The 15,352-nt window shown below is 42.7% G+C and carries 13 protein-coding genes; all 13 read right to left on the bottom strand.

All coding sequences use genetic code 11. The features are described 5' to 3' along the window. Window positions 1–65: 65 nt before the first annotated feature. Window positions 66–1,223: an endo-1,4-beta-xylanase gene (locus OW255_RS05330; protein ID WP_024836938.1), complete on the bottom strand. Its 1,158-nt coding sequence runs from the start codon at window positions 1,221–1,223 to the stop codon at window positions 66–68. Between the two features lie 441 nt (window positions 1,224–1,664). Next, window positions 1,665–3,752: a sodium-translocating pyrophosphatase gene (locus tag OW255_RS05325; protein WP_024836939.1), complete on the bottom strand. Its 2,088-nt coding sequence runs from the start codon at window positions 3,750–3,752 to the stop codon at window positions 1,665–1,667. Between the two features lie 443 nt (window positions 3,753–4,195). Next, window positions 4,196–6,226, bottom strand: coding sequence for a beta-galactosidase (locus tag OW255_RS05320; protein ID WP_268115862.1), 2,031 nt, complete (start codon window positions 6,224–6,226; stop codon window positions 4,196–4,198). Window positions 6,227–6,305: 79 nt separating this feature from the next. After that, complete coding sequence (locus OW255_RS05315) at window positions 6,306–7,112, bottom strand: carbohydrate ABC transporter permease (RefSeq protein ID WP_024836941.1); 807 nt, start codon at window positions 7,110–7,112, stop codon at window positions 6,306–6,308. Continuing rightward, complete coding sequence (locus tag OW255_RS05310; RefSeq protein ID WP_024836942.1) at window positions 7,105–7,995, bottom strand: carbohydrate ABC transporter permease; 891 nt, start codon at window positions 7,993–7,995, stop codon at window positions 7,105–7,107. Before OW255_RS05310 ends, OW255_RS05315 begins: the two co-directional genes overlap by 8 nt. A 28-nt stretch (window positions 7,996–8,023) precedes the next feature. After that, window positions 8,024–9,343: an ABC transporter substrate-binding protein gene (locus tag OW255_RS05305; protein ID WP_268115861.1), complete on the bottom strand. Its 1,320-nt coding sequence runs from the start codon at window positions 9,341–9,343 to the stop codon at window positions 8,024–8,026. A gap of 88 nt (window positions 9,344–9,431) precedes the next feature. Next, window positions 9,432–9,815, bottom strand: coding sequence for a cupin domain-containing protein (locus OW255_RS05300; RefSeq protein ID WP_024836944.1), 384 nt, complete (start codon window positions 9,813–9,815; stop codon window positions 9,432–9,434). Window positions 9,816–9,959: 144 nt separating this feature from the next. Continuing rightward, entirely contained in the window at window positions 9,960–10,889 is a 930-nt protein-coding gene (locus OW255_RS05295) for an AraC family transcriptional regulator (RefSeq protein ID WP_024836945.1), read from the bottom strand. Window positions 10,890–10,914: 25 nt separating this feature from the next. Beyond that, window positions 10,915–11,430 (bottom strand): DUF6622 family protein, encoded by a 516-nt coding sequence (locus OW255_RS05290; protein WP_268115860.1) that lies wholly within the window; start codon window positions 11,428–11,430, stop codon window positions 10,915–10,917. Between the two features lie 115 nt (window positions 11,431–11,545). Then, on the bottom strand, window positions 11,546–11,944 hold the full coding sequence (locus OW255_RS05285; protein ID WP_024836947.1) for a DUF3021 family protein: 399 nt from the start codon (window positions 11,942–11,944) through the stop codon (window positions 11,546–11,548). Continuing rightward, a complete protein-coding gene (locus tag OW255_RS05280) occupies window positions 11,944–12,402 on the bottom strand; it encodes a LytTR family DNA-binding domain-containing protein (protein ID WP_024836948.1) in 459 nt (152 codons plus the stop codon). The genes OW255_RS05285 and OW255_RS05280 overlap by 1 nt, the downstream gene beginning before the upstream one ends. 109 nt (window positions 12,403–12,511) lie before the next feature. Continuing rightward, a complete protein-coding gene (locus tag OW255_RS05275) occupies window positions 12,512–13,024 on the bottom strand; it encodes a ferritin (RefSeq protein ID WP_024836949.1) in 513 nt (170 codons plus the stop codon). A gap of 163 nt (window positions 13,025–13,187) precedes the next feature. Continuing rightward, window positions 13,188–15,350 (bottom strand): protein translocase subunit SecDF, encoded by a 2,163-nt coding sequence (locus tag OW255_RS05270; protein ID WP_024836950.1) that lies wholly within the window; start codon window positions 15,348–15,350, stop codon window positions 13,188–13,190. Window positions 15,351–15,352 lie beyond the last annotated feature (2 nt).

Genomic DNA, 15,352 nt, shown 5'->3' with positions numbered 1-15,352 from the left:
TCGCTGTCCCTACCAGCGTTTATTTCCCCCGTAAAACTTTAATAACGAAATGAATACTTACTCAATTATCTGCCAAATACATCGGTAAAGGCATCCAGTGTTCTGTAATAGGAAGCCTTAGGAGTATTTAAGTTAGAGTGGAGCAATGGATTCTTATCACGTCTCCAGGAAACGTCATCAGAAAGTCCCCACCAGGTAAAGCCTGTAATTTTACCGCCCGATTTTTTAATTTCGTTTACGGATTTCATGATATCGTATACATATGTAGCCTGCGCCTGCTCAGAACTTGCTCCGGCATCAAATTCAGTAATCTGAATTTCTAAGCCTGCATTAGCAAATTTCGTATATGCCTGCTTAAAGTAAGATGCACTTGGGAAAGATGTTTCTAAGTGAGCCTGACCACCAACACCATTACAGATTTTCTTCTCTGCATTGATGAAATTAATCATTTTTACAATATTGTCAGCTTCCATATACTCATTATAATCATTATAGAATAAGCTGACTTTATCGGTAAGTTTGAAATAGCTTAATGTTTCATTGGCATAACGGAATGCATCTTTTACAAACTGAGGACTGGTTGTTACGCCGCCATAGATGCTGACCCAACCGGTGCCACCTGGGGAGTGAAGATACTCATTTACCACATCCCATGCGTAAACAACGCTGCCGTACTGGCTTGTGTAAACGTGATTCATCACAGTCTTAATATAGAATTCCATACGTGCATTCATTACAGACTGGCTTACAAAGCCGGTTCCGCCATTGTAATTGGTTTTAAAAAACCAGTTTGGTGTCTGGCCGTGCCATACAAGAGTATGACCACGCAGTCCTAAATTATTTTCATAACAAATCTTTAAAACCTTGTCCACTGTGCTAAAATTGATCTTCGGAACGGTAGACTCTGTATAATTACTAGGAATATAGTATCCCAGTGATTTTGCTTCTGCTACTGAAATCAGAGTCGGTGAACCGCCAAGCATGGCGTCCGGCTTCATCTCATTCTCAAGGGTGACACTGTTGTATCTTTGTTTAATGACATTTAAGGTCTGTTGGTTCTGGAGCTGATATAAATTTACGCAGGTACCTACCCGACCGTATTTGGCTCCATACGTATTCAGCAGAGTCTGATCTGCCGTTGCTGCCTGAGTAACTCCTAATGACGATAAGGTAAGCGCCATTGCAGAAATCACTGTCAAAATCTTTTTCACTGACTTTTTCATTGTATTACCCCCTTATGTATAATTGGTTAACTGAAAGGAATCCTTGCCGGTCGTAAAAAACAGATATCGTGGTACCAACATCGAACCAAGTTCCCCCCCCCTTCCATTCTCCCTTTTTACGTTACCAGAACAAAAAACTCCTTTTCCTTGATTCATAGCTAAAAATAGAATCATATTTCTTCTATCTCTAGCTATGTGGTCATAAAGACAATACTAATGTAACACGTTATGCATCTTTCCCAGTAAAAATGTAAAAAATCCGATACTGTTCGTCATATTTTCTTATAAAACCACAAAAATTACATCTAAAATTCGATTTTTTTCTATTTATCACATATAAAATGCATTTATTGAAGATTCTCCAATTTGGCCTCTCCGATAAAGGTAAAAAAGGAACGCAGCCAAGCTGCGTTCCTTCCTAATAAACTAATTCATTTCACTTTAAAACAGGGAAAATGACAGGAACAGAGAAGCCATTAACGAAGCTACCAGAGAAACCACAGTAATCTGTGTGTTAATGGATGGACCCGCGGTATCCTTAAAGGGGTCTCCTACGGTATCTCCAACGACTGCTGCTTTATGAGCATCGCTTCCTTTTCCGCCATTGCCGCCTGCTTCAATGTATTTCTTTGCATTATCCCAGAGTCCGCCAGAGTTGCTCATGAACAGGGCTAAGAGAAGACCGCTGATAATATTACCGGTGAGATATCCGCCTGTTGCTTCCACGCCACCAATAAATCCAACAGCAATCGTAACAATGATGCTGACAAATCCAGCTGGAATCAGCTCTTTTAACGCACCATGGGTCGCGATATCAATACATTTATCGTATTCCGGCATCACTCCTGGTTTTCCTTCTTTTAAGCCTTTGATTTCTCTGAACTGGCGATGGATTTCAGACACCATACGCTGTGCATTTCTGTCAACGCCAAGCATCAGCATGGCTGAAAAGATGGCTGGTATCGCTGCTCCCACTAACATTCCAAAGAATACGGATGGATTAATAATATCAAAGCCCTTTAAAACGACTGAGCCTGCTGCCTCATTGACCTCACTCATAAACGCACCAAGCAGAGATATAATCGTAAGACCTGCTGCTGCAATGGCAAAGCCCTTGGTAACTGCCTTTACTGTATTACCTGCGCTGTCGAGAGAGTCTGTGATTTCTAAAGCTTCCTCTCCTAAATCACCCATTTCCACAAGACCTCTGGCATTATCCGCAATAGGCCCGTATGCATCATTGGATATGATCATACCAACGATGGAAAGCATACCAACTGCTGCCATGGAAATACCAAACATTCCTGCAATGGGATCATCGGGTGAAATGGATGCACAAAGGTGGTAGGAAATCATTGCTGAAATTCCAATACCGACCATGGAAGGAAGTACACTTAAAAATCCATAGGATACACCGGACAAAATAGTAAATGCCGGGCCGGATTCTGATGCCTTTGCCACATTTCGGACAGGTTTTTTGTTGTCATTGGTAAAGTAATCACTGGTAATACCTATAATAACGCCCACAAGCAGACCAATTGCCGTTGCTCCCCAGATACGCCAGTCAAAGGAAAAGAAAGCGGTCGCGCCTGCGGTCAGAACTGCAAAGATGCCTGTCGTAAGATACGTACTCATATTGAGTGCCATGGTAGGATCGCCTTTTTTCCCCATACGTGCGGCCATAACTCCAAAGATTGAGGATAACAGTCCAAGGGCTGCATAGCAAAATACCATAGCTGCGTAATCGACTCCCATCTTATTGCCAAGAGCGATTGCCATAACCAGAGCAGAAGCCATGGAAGCCACGTTAGAATCGAATAAATCCGCTCCCATTCCTGCCACATCACCTACATTGTCGCCCACGTTGTCTGCAATAACCGCTGGATTTCTTGGGTCATCCTCTGGAATTCCAAGCTCCACCTTACCGACAAGGTCAGCACTGATATCTGCTGTTTTCGTAAAAATTCCTCCGCCTGCCTTGGCAAAGAGAGCCAGCGAACTTGCCCCAAAGCTAAAGCCAAGAAGTGCGGTAGCATCGTGGGTAATTGCCATGACTAAGGCAACACCTAAAAGAGAGCTTCCTACTACCGCCATTCCCATAACGGCACCGCCACGGAATGCAGATAAAAAGGAAGGTCTTAAGCCGCCATTTCTGGCTGACTCCGCTGTCTTTATATTTGCCATGGTTGCCACTGTAATTCCAATTTTACCGGCAAACGCGGAAAAAACAGTACCGCATAAATAGGCGATCACAATAATCAGATTCGGTAAGATTGATCCACCTTTCCAGATAGGAGCCGGTAGAAATATAAAAATAGCAATCGCAGCTGCCCCACAGAATTTTGCCAAAACAAGATATTCTTTTCGAAGAAATGTATTTGCACCCTTCCTTATGTAGCTGCCGATCTCTTCCACTCTTTCATTGGAAGACGGCTGAGCCTTGACCCATCGAAACAGCCAGGCCGCAAACCCAAAAGCAAGTGCAGATACCAAAATGGAAATAATTAAAAATAAGTCTAAATTACTCATACACTATAAACCCCAACTTTCTTCTCTTATTATTTTTTATTGTGTACTATATAACTATATACCTTTTTTCCAATTATTTTTATTTTACCCATCACCTCCATTAAGTGAAAATGAACGGGCTACCAATATCTCTACATGAACAGGCCCTTTATTTGTGCGCAGGAAGCCCAGAATAAAAGAATGAGTTACCGCAGTATAAAAGCATGGGGGAACCTTCAGACTGCTTTAAACCTAAAAGCCATGTGGCTTCTAAGCGTTCTATTTTTCTGGTTATCACCTCCTTAGTATATTTCAAGCCTTTAGGCATTGATTTTAAAACATCTTAATAACAGGTGCCATTTTTTAAAACATTATAGTCATTATATAACTTTACCAACAACAAAACAATTATTTTCCCAAAATTATGTGTTTATTTGCACAGTTTTTATCAAATATCAATGCAGTTACTTTTCTCTTTTTACCACCAATGTCTGAAATCCGCCAATTTCACCATGATCAGATTTATCTCCATACAGGAAAGTCCCAGCCTCAAGATCATCCATCAGCTCAGAAGAAAGCGTTACGGGTTCCCTGTTAAAATTCTGGATAAACAGATATTCAAACTCATCAGACTCTCTGGAGCACACTTCTAAGCCCTCTGGAATCTCTCCTCTTACCAGTGGTTCAATCTTACTTTCCTTCATGACCCTTCTAAAGAAGTCATCATAAAATTTCGCTTCTACATCTGCACATACATAATAAGCAAGGCCCTTCCCATACTGATTTCTGGTCAGTGCCGGATATCCCTGATAAAAATCATCCCTGTATACAAAAAGCGCTTCCGCCCCCTGGACTTTTATAAGATCGCATAGGTTGCGGCACTCATACTCCTTCTCTTCCCATGTTCCAGAAACGGAAACCAGGTGATTGACCTCTCCATCGTATAGTCCGTCAATCTCAGTACTTCGAAGTCCCAGGACATCCATAAGACCGTAGGGAACACCTCCCAGAAAACAATGATCCCACTCATCCACAATTCCGGACCAATAGGTTACCATAAGTTTTCCACCTTCCTCTACAAAGGTCCGGAGCTTTTCTTCCACCTGACTGCGGAACATATATAGCATAGGGGCAGCTATAAACTCATATCCTGTGAAATCATCTTCCATGGATATCACATCTACATTAAAGCCCAGTTTTTTTATCGCACTGTAGATTTTTACACAAGCCTCGTGATGATAAAGACTGTTATTCCTGGGGCCCTGGGCATCCTCCATGGCCCAACGGCTCTCCGTATCGTAAATCAATGCTACCTTAGAACGGACACTGGTTCCGGACACTTCCTTTAAGGAGTTAAGGGCTTCTCCTATCTCACACACTTCCTGGAATACCCGGGTATCCTCGCCGCCATAGTGGTCAATGACTGCTCCATGAAACTTTTCAGAGCTTCCATTGCTTTGCCGCATCTGAAAATACAGTACGCTGTCTGAGCCATGAGCCACCGCGTGAAGAGAATCCAGCTTTAGCATGCCGGGCTTTTTCAGCTTGCTGACCCCCTGCCAGTTGGTGCTGCTGGGACTGGATTCCATTAAGAGAAACGGCTTCTTTTTTAAGCTTCTCATGAAATCGTGCTGAAGCCCATTGTCTCTGGCGGTAAGAATCTCCGCCCTCTTATGCCAGAGCGGATAGGAATCCCAGGATACCACATCAATCTCCTGAGAGAAGCGTTTGTAATTCAGTCCCTTAAAATCATACATGAAGTTAGCTGTGACCGGTTGCATGGCACCTGCCTCTCTGAGGGCTTTGATTTCACAGGCCGCAAAATCTGATGTCTGCTCTGTTACAAACCGTTTCCAGTCCAGGTTCAGACCATGAACCATATTCTCCCCGATGGTTGAGGGGCTTTCAATCTGGTCAAAGGAAAGATATTTATGGCTCCAGAATGCATTGCACCATTTCCGGTTCAGCTCCTCAATGGAATCGTATCGTTTCTTAAGCCATCCTCGAAAGGCATCCTGACACAGAGGGCAATGACATTCTCCCCCGTACTCATTGGAAATGTGCCACATAATGACTCCAGGATGGGCTTTGAAGGTCTGAGCAAGCTTCTGGTTGATCCGTGCTACCTTTTCCCGGTATACCGAAGAGGTGTAGCAATGATTATGTCTTCCTCCAAACAGCTGGCGCTGCCTTGTTTCATTCACTCTAAGTACGTTAGGATAACGGTCTGACATCCATTTCGGCCGGGCTCCTGAGGGAGTCGCCATGATGACAGAAATTCCATTTTCATAAAGCTGGTCCACCCGTTTAAGAAGCCAGGTAAAATCAAACTTCCCTTCCTCCGGCTCCAGAAACGACCAGGCAAATACACCAAGAGTAACCGTATTGATACCGGCCTGTAAAAACAGCTCTATATCCTTATTCAGTATTTCAGGCTGGTCCAGCCATTGCTCCGGATAGTAATCTCCTCCATGCCATAATCCCAAGTTATTCATAAGCAGAAGTTCCTTTCTAAAAAGCACCGCTACCATTTCCCCACAGGAAAAACCGGCCGCGGTGCCTGTAATCATATTTTTATTTTACTGCACCTGTAATTCCCTCTGCAAAACTCTTCTGAAGAAGGAAGAAGATAATGACCGTTGGAATGGTACAGATTAAGACCGCCAGCATAAGGGTTCCGTAATCCGTCACATATCCTTCTGTTAAGTTTGCTACCAGCATAGGCATGGTAATGCTTTTGGCATCTGACATGATTACCTTTGGCCAGAGATAGCTGTTCCATGCGTTCATAAACGTAATGGTCATAGCCGCTGCGTAGGTCGACCGCATGGTAGGTAAGAACATACGGTAAAAAATCTGTAATTCCGTCAATCCGTCTAAGCGGGCCGCCTCCATAATGTCCGATGGAAAGGATCTGGCGCTCTGACGAAACAGCATGATTAAAAATGGCGTAGATATGGTAGGCAGTATGAATCCCAGGGTGCTGTTTAACAGCCTTGCCTTTGAAAACATCTGGTAAAGAGGTATCATGGTGGCTGCAAAGGGAACCATCATAGCCAGCAAGATCACACTCATGACCCTGTCCTTTGCCTTATCATGAAAGACCTCAAAGCCGTATCCTGCTATGGAGCAGATAAGCAGGGAGATGAGTGTCATGATAATGGAATATTTAAAGGAGTTAAAAAGTGCTGTGCCTACGTTCTGGGAGCCAAACAGCTTGATCCAGTTATCCATGAGAGCCGTGCCAAAAACAAGCGTCCCTCTGGTGACATCCACGCTCCGGTTGGTGGCCGCCACCATCATCCAGTAAAGCGGAAATACAGAAATTAAAGAAACAAGGATTAAAAATGTATAAGCGAAGAGCTTTTTTCCCTTAGTCACGTTTATCACCTACCTTTAACTGAACGAATGCAAGCACTGCCACCAAAAAGAGAATCAGATAGGACATGGATGCCGCATATCCGAAATTAGGTACATACTTAAATGAAACATTATAAATATAGTGTGACATGGTGATGGTAGCGTTTGCCGGTCCGCCATTGGTCAAGTTCACGGATTCATCAAACAGCTGCAGAGTTCCGTTGGTGGACATGATTGCAGTCAGAAGAATGGTTGGCCGCAAAAGAGGCACCGTAATCCGAAAGAATGACTGAATGGGGGATGCTCCATCGATTTTAGCCGCTTCATAAACAGAATATTCAATATTTTGAAGGCCGGATAAGTAAAATACCATGTTATAGCCAGTCCATCTCCAGATCAGTGCCAGAATGATTACGACTCTGGCACTGTTTGGATGTCCTAAAAAGTTATAGCCTGTGGACAGGAATCCCAATTTCATTAAGATATTGTTCACCAGGCCATCCACAGCGAATAAGGAACGGAAGATTACAGCATAGGATACCAGTGAGGTGGCACATGGCAGAAATATGGCGGTGCGGAAGAGCCCTTTAAACCGAAGATCCTTATGATTTAACAGGGAAGCCAGCACCAGCGCTAAAATCAACATAACAGGCACCTGAATAATCAGATAGATAAAATTGTTTTTCAGCGCCTGTACAAAAACCGGATCCTTGAACATTCGGATGTAATTGGTCACACCCGTCCATTTCATCTTGTTGCCGATTCCTGTCTGGAACGAAAGGAAGAGGGCCTGAATCATGGGCAGAAAGCTCATGATTGCAATTAAAAGAACCGCAGGAGTTAAAAATGCCCAGCCTGCCCTGCTCTGTTTCTGACCCAATGAAAGCTTATTCTTAGAATGAATCACTGGAAATGCCACCTCCTAGCGTCTCTTACTTGCCCATTGCAAAATTAACCGTATCCTCTGCATTCTTGATCTCTGCGTCGATGTCTCCGCCTGCTACTACCTTTGTAATGGCAGTTGCCACTGCATCACGTGCTTCATAGTAGTAAACTCCCGTATTATTGGATGGCACCTTGGAAGCAAAATCAGTAATCATAGAGTAGACCGGAGCATCTCCAAAGAATTTCTGAGGCTCTCCATAAACTTTACTCTCTGCTGCCGGAAGGTATGTTGCCATAGCTCCAGACTTTGGAAGAATGGTTTCATAAAGCTCTGTGCTTCCTGCAAAGGTCTTGCTTAAGAAATCATAGGCCAGTTCCGGATTTTTGCTTGCAGACGTTACTGCCCAGCTGGATCCGCCGTTATTGGAATAATTGGTAGCGCCTTCAACCCCTTCTAATTTAGGCATATTGGTGATTGCCCACTTGCCGGACTGGTCTTCTGCGGTCTGAATGCTTGCCATGATCCAGCATCCGTTGATGGTCCCGCCTACCGTACTGTTTGTTAAGGTTCCTACATACTGATCCCAGTCATTGACTTCCACAAGAACACCGCTCTTTACTAAAGAAGCATAGGTTTCCATTACTTTCTTAAGTTTGTCATTGCCAACCATGCTGGGCTTTCCGTCTTTATCAAACAGACTTCCGCCAGCAGATTGAAGCATCATCACAATTAAGTCGGATTCTCCAGCCTGACAGGATAAGAGAGGTTTGCCTGTCTTAGCAAGAATCTTTTCTCCCATTTCCTGATACTTGCTCCATGTGATATCTTTAAAATCATCTACTGTGTATCCTGCTTCTTTTAAAACATCTGTCCGGTAGCAGGCAACAACAGCTCCATTGTCAAATGGCACACCGTAATTCTTTCCTTCTACCACTGAATAAGCCGTTTTTGCTTTTGGAAATTTGGAAAAGTCAATACCGCTGCTTGTTAAGTCTTTGAATGTATCCGGATAACTGATTACATTTTTCTGGAAGGCATTATCCTGAAGAAGAATGATATCAGGAAGAGAATCCTCATTTCCAGAGGTGGCGGCTGTGGTCAGTTTTGTCTGAACATCTGCCCATGGGGTTTCCACCACATTAAGCTTGAAATCCGGGTGGTCCTTCTGGTAAACCTTGGCTGCCTCATTCATGGCATAGATGTTAAAGGCTGGATCCCAGCACCAGACAGTCAGTTCATTGGAAGCCTTAGCTCCCTCCCCTTTTGTATCCCCTGTAGTGCCAGTGCTGCCACCCCCTGTGCCGCAGGCAGTTAAGGATGCTACCATAGCTCCTGCCAATAATAGAGATGCGATTTTTTTCTTCATAGCGAAACTCCTCCTTTAAATTAATATAATTTCAAAGATCGGATGAATCTCATCCAAGCATCTTTTTCAACCCGCACCCTGAATACATTCAGGGGAAAATCACTTTATCATGCTTGATCACATTTCGTTTGTCCTTCCCATCCGGTACCATACGAAATACCAGAAAGGCAGCCTCCTCATTGGTTCGGTTCTCAATGGTATGAACGGAATTACCCACACGAATGACCATACCCTTAGATGCGGTCTCCCGGTAGATGCCTCCTTCCTCCTTCCACCTGACGGTCAATTCTCCAGAGGTAACAACAAGTACCTCCTCGATCGCCCGATGCATATGCCACTCCTGTGCAGATTTCGGAGAAATCACATTCTCATGAATCTCAAATTCATCAAAAATAAAATAATTGACCCTTGTTCCATTTCCCTTTTCTACGTAAATGGAATCTTCCGGGCGGTATAGTTCTAGCTTGTCCAAATCATATTCCCCCATTCATTTCCAATCCAGTAAAAATAAGCTCATGTTGTCAACTTGTAACTATTAGGTATATTATACCAATATTTTTGCTCATAAAGCTTTTAGATTCAATTAAAAAAAGCGCAAATTCAATCATTTGCGCTTTTAATCCCAGCCTTTTTGTGCACTGATCTTACAGTACAGCAATCTGCTCTCATAATTTTCTGAAGATTTCTTCCACTGATAAGGGGATATATTCATGACTTTTCTAAAATTCCTGTTAAAGGCGGAAATAGAGGCAAATCCAGATAGAGCCGATACCTCTTCCATATTCTTTTCCGTTCTTTTTAACAGCTCACAGGCATTCTGGATTCGGATTAAGTTGATGTAATCCACTGGCTTCATGTTCATCCCTTCCTCAAACACACGGCGGAAATGGCTTTCACTGATGCTGCAGGCATCTGCCAGATCGCTGATTCTGATTTCCTCCATGTAGTGGTTTGAGACAAATTCCAGAGCACCGGCAATGAGGGTGGTGTTGGACCTGGATCTCATGATCTTCTCCTCATCATCGGAAAGCCTTAAAAACTCCACCACACAGGCACCAAGAAGTCCTCTTATGCTGTCCTTATAGTATGGCTTTTTATTCCGTGCCTCCTCCATGATCCCAAGTATCAGCTTCGCCAGAACCGGATTCTCCTTTTCTGTTAACAGGTACCCGGTTTTCTTGATTCGCTTTAACATGGTTTTCTTCATCATAGAATCATATTGACTTAAGTCAGAGACCAGCTTATCCAGGTCAACATACATCCATTCCCAAAATCCCTTTGTCCCATGATCGCTGCTCGTGGTATGGGGAAGCCGGGGAGGAACCACCATAAATGATCCCCCGGAAAAAGGAATATGCTCCTGTCCCAGTACAACCTCTCCGCTTCCCCAGTGACAATATCCAATCTCTAATAAATTGTGAAAATGGAGAAATTTAATCTGCTTTCCGTATTCCCTGATCCAGTCCTCTCCCAATAGTGCCAGTACGGCTTCCCCCTCCGGAATTTCATAATATCGATACTCTACCTTCTCCCTTTGTTTTGCCAAACAGCTTCCCCCTTTTTACACTCAGCTAAACCTCTGCACCCCTGCTTTCCACATAAGTTCTGCACCCTGCAATGACCTGATAAATTCCCCCGATGAACAGACCAACGGAAACACCGCAAACCACCGAATACATGATATTAAAAGTTAAGTCTCCATGAAAATCCGGCTGAATTGCTAAAACAACATTCAGAATGTACTTCATAAAAAAGTTAATCAATATGATTGTCAGTGGAAGGTAGGAACCTGTGCGGTAAAACACTCCTTCCTTTTTATATATCCTTCGAAAACGGCTATACAGGACATACCCCAGCATGCTTCCAAGACCTGCTGCTATCACATAGCAAACCAGGGCAATGGAAAGATAATGAAAGCTGGTAAAAAGCTTTTCCAGTCCCCATATCATAAAAACCAGGGGCACGATTACCATTCTTATCAAAGAGACTTCTCCATCCCTGGAGGAATTTAAGCCTCTTACAATGAGGAAGGCCAATATAAACCATACCATAGCGGGAGTTCTTTTTATTACTTCAATCAAAAACATATCAATTCCTTCTTTCTTTTATTGGTACCCCTACCATAGTATCAAACGAAGAATTAGGCAATATGCTTTGACGTAAGCGGTCAAAATCCCCTCCTAAGCGGTACTGTTTGAAACCTTATTTACTGTCCCTCCTTTTTTTCAGCAGCTCATTCATCTTTCGCACTTCCATTTTCTCAAGCTGATAGTTGAACAGGCGTAAGACAAGATAAATCGTAATCACCATCACCGGACTTGCAAAAACAGAAGCCATTGACATGCCCCAGTGAAACAGAAAATTACAGGTTATGACAAACAGCCATACAAGAAAGAGATATAAAAGCTGTCTCCATATGGAAAATTCGAAGATAATCCCTCTGAAAAATATATGCTTTAACATGGCAGCCAGGAGGGAGCAAGCCAGATATTCATAGAGAATGGTTCTGCTTAACTCATTACCAAGCAATAGCTGCATCAGGACAATTACGGTAAATACCATAGAAGTAAGCTGAAATATCTTTTTGATTTTGCTCTGCATTATTCTTTTTCCCCCATTCCCAGTTTTCTTTTTAATCCAGGCACATACCGTCTTGATATGATCACCTTTTCCTGATTTACTAATAGGGCTTCTAAGTTTCCACTTAATTTGGGATAAAAAGAATAGATCTTATCAAAATTCAGCAGCATGGACTTGCTGATACGGATAAAGGAACACTCGGAAAGCTGTTCTTCCAAAACGTAAAGCTTTTCCGATATCTCCAGGGTCTCTTTTTCCGTGTATACAAAAACCTTACGGTCAATGGACTCCAGGTAAAGGATATCACCTGCAAGTATCTTAAAAAATTTTTCCTCTTTTTTACAAAGAAGATAGCCAGCTTCCTTCTCCCCTGGATTAAGAATATCAATGGCCTGGGTCACATGCTTTTTCATACCATGTATCCTGAAAACTACTTCCTCTTCTTCCTCCTGGGGTATGAAGTTAATGTGTATTTTCATAAGAGATACTCCTGATTCAAATAAGAAAAAGCCATCCCTGCCATGAATGAAACTACCTGGCATCATGACAGAGACCGCTTTTTATATAAGTACTATAATGTTAAGTTATTTAAAGAACAAGTGACGGTGCTGTATAGACTCTTGACGCCAGTTCAGAATCAATTAAATAGAGTCCTTTGGCATCATTACCAAATAAATCGTATCTCTTTATAATCTCATCCGTGTTTTTCTCTTCCTCGTTCTGCTCCTTTACGAACCAGTCAAGGAACTGCATGGTACGGAAGTCTTTCAGATCATAAGCTGCTGCATAAATATCATGAATGGCAGCCGTTACCTTTAATTCGTGCTCATAGGCATTCACAGTTGGCTGGCGGAAATCCTCATACGTATAATGAGGAGCCTTGATGTCATCCAGTACTACCTTTTCACCGTTGTTTAACAGATAATCCATAAAGAGCAACGCATGATCCCGCTCCTCCTGGGTCTGAATCTTGAACCAGTTTGCAAATCCGTTTAAATTACTGTCTGCATAATAGTTTGAAATATCCAAATACAGATAAGCAGAATAAAATTCAAAATTAATCTGTTTATTAATTTTATCTACGATAATTTTATCTAACATGATTTCATCCTCCTTTTAATAATTAGTTACGTGTGTTACTATATTCTAACATTTTTGATAAAAATATTCAATCTGCCAATCATTAAATTTTTCAAAACAAATAAACCAGGAATAAAATAAAACCGGAACACCATGTATAGCATGATATTCCGGTTTTATGATTTTATTTTTCTTTTTTCTTCTCCCACATTGCCCATAAGGTACCGGCAACACAGATAGAGGAATAGCATCCGGTGATAACACCAAATAGCATTGGCAGAGAGAATTCAATGATGGACTCAATCTGGAAGTACATGGAAGCAACCATGATGACCACAACACAGATGGCGGTTGCCATGGATGTATTAATGGATCTGCCAAGAGTCTGGCTTGTACTTATGTTAACAAGATCCACGACGGACATTTTGCTGTCATTCTTTTTGTTCTCACGGATTCTATCATAAATAACAATGGTATCGTTAATAGAATAACCGATAATCGTCAGTACCACCGCCACAAAGGCATCGTTTAACGGAATTCCAAATAGTACAAAGGCAAAGAACACGACCATCGTATCATGGAACAGGGCGATCATAGCAGTGATTCCAGCGGGCAGACCTGAAATAGCAGAGAATCTGACCCATACATAAACGATAATAAAGAGAAGTGCAAGCCCAATGGCAAGTCCTGCATTCCTGAGCGCTTTGGCACCGATGTAAGGCTCAACCACGTAGGTCTCAGAAAGCTTTGCATCAACCTTATCGGAAGTTGTGTTGATAGCTTCTGTAATGGCCTTCTGTTCATCCGGAGACATACCTGCATTTCCTGCAAAGGTAACAGAAAGTCTCTTAAGTCCGGTCATGTTGTCCTCTTTAATCTGGACAGTTACCGGTCTGTTGGTCTCTTTCTCTACGGCTGCCTGAATCTTTTCTGTATCTGCTTCATTGGATACGGAGTAGCTTAAAACAGCACCACCGGTAAACTGGGTATCAAGTGCAATTCCCTTTGTAAAGCAGCCTGCAATACCTGCAATGGTAATAACGCCTGAAATAATGGCAAATATATACTTCTTCTGGTAGAACGGTATGGTCTTAATATCCTTTCTCACACGGAAGTGTTTCATATCATTAAACTTCTTGTTTTCGATGAAGGATAACAGAAGATGCTTGGAAACCCAAATACCTACAAAAAGGTTTACGATCATACCGATCATAAGAGTATAACCAAAGCTTAACATGGTACCTGAACCTAAAGCCATAAGGATGGCAGCAATGATGGCGGCTGTTACATTACCATCAAATACGGATGAGAATGCATTCTTATATCCATAAGTAACTGCGCCTTTGATGGAGGCACCCTTTTTCAGCTCATCAGAGATACGCTCTGATGTAATAATATTGGTATCCACCGTCATACCAAGGGTCAGGATGATACCTGCTATACCTGGAAGGGTCAGTGTATACTGAGGAATGGAGATCGCAAGCATCTGAATGATCATCTGCATGAACAGGGTAATGCAGGCGGTAACACCTGGAAGCTTGTAGAACCCGATCATAAATACACAAATGATGAAGAATGCTGCAATTCCTGCATAGATCATAATATTTAAGGCATTGTTACCAAGAGCAGGGCTGATGGTAGAGAAATTAGAGGTTGCAAGGGAAAATGGAAGCGCACCTGCGTTGATCTTCTCGGCAAGGCTTTTTGCTTCATTATAATCCTTCATACCTGTAATCACAGCCTGTCCGCCGGAAATCTTTGTCTGAACGGTCGGGCTTGAAATAAGGTCGTTATCCATGTAAATGCTCATGCGTTTGCCGATTAAATTACCAGTGGCATCTTCAAAGAGCTTTGCACCTTCCTGATCAAAGCTAAGTGCTACTTCATATGCTTTGATACCGTTGTTGGTGACGGTTTCTGGTGCTGCTGTCTTAACATTCTTACCCTGAATTAAAACTTTGCCGTCTGGATCCCGGAAGGTAAGCTCAGCCATCTCACCGAGTTCTGCAATGGCATCCTCTGGATTAAAGTTTGTCTCACCGGACTTCCAGGGGAACTGAACGATGATATAACCGGCATTTTTATCAACCGTTACTTCACGGTCTGAAATATTCTGGTTATCCATACGGGTTTCAATAATCTCTCTCGCTGTCTGGAGCTCTGCTTCCGTTGGCTTTCTGTTTAAATCCTGAGGCTCAAAGATCGCCTCCACACCGCCTCGGATATCTATGCCGTAACGCATATCTAAGATACCCTTCACATCGCTTCCAAGACCAAACACTGCGAGAGCGCAGAGGGCTGCCAAGGCAACCAAGATCCCAGTAAGCATTTTCTTTCCTGGTTTCATAT

This window comes from Lacrimispora xylanolytica, from assembly GCF_026723765.1.
Lineage (GTDB): Bacteria > Bacillota > Clostridia > Lachnospirales > Lachnospiraceae > Lacrimispora > Lacrimispora xylanolytica.
Note: the sequence above shows the minus strand (reverse complement) of the source record. Positions and strands in the feature narration are given on the sequence as shown.

Bases quoted from the DNA above. Each gene is read 5' to 3' on its own strand.
- OW255_RS05330 (WP_024836938.1), bottom strand. From the start codon at position 1,223: ATGAAAAAGTCAGTGAAAAAGATTTTGACAGTGATTTCTGCAATGGCG.
- OW255_RS05325 (WP_024836939.1), bottom strand. From the start codon at position 3,752: ATGAGTAATTTAGACTTATTTTTAATTATTTCCATTTTGGTATCTGCA.
- OW255_RS05320 (WP_268115862.1), bottom strand. From the start codon at position 6,226: ATGAATAACTTGGGATTATGGCATGGAGGAGATTACTATCCGGAGCAA.
- OW255_RS05305 (WP_268115861.1), bottom strand. From the start codon at position 9,343: ATGAAGAAAAAAATCGCATCTCTATTATTGGCAGGAGCTATGGTAGCA.
- OW255_RS05290 (WP_268115860.1), bottom strand. From the start codon at position 11,430: ATGTTTTTGATTGAAGTAATAAAAAGAACTCCCGCTATGGTATGGTTT.
- OW255_RS05285 (WP_024836947.1), bottom strand. From the start codon at position 11,944: ATGCAGAGCAAAATCAAAAAGATATTTCAGCTTACTTCTATGGTATTT.
- OW255_RS05280 (WP_024836948.1), bottom strand. From the start codon at position 12,402: ATGAAAATACACATTAACTTCATACCCCAGGAGGAAGAAGAGGAAGTA.
- OW255_RS05275 (WP_024836949.1), bottom strand. From the start codon at position 13,024: ATGTTAGATAAAATTATCGTAGATAAAATTAATAAACAGATTAATTTT.
- OW255_RS05270 (WP_024836950.1), bottom strand. From the start codon at position 15,350: ATGAAACCAGGAAAGAAAATGCTTACTGGGATCTTGGTTGCCTTGGCA.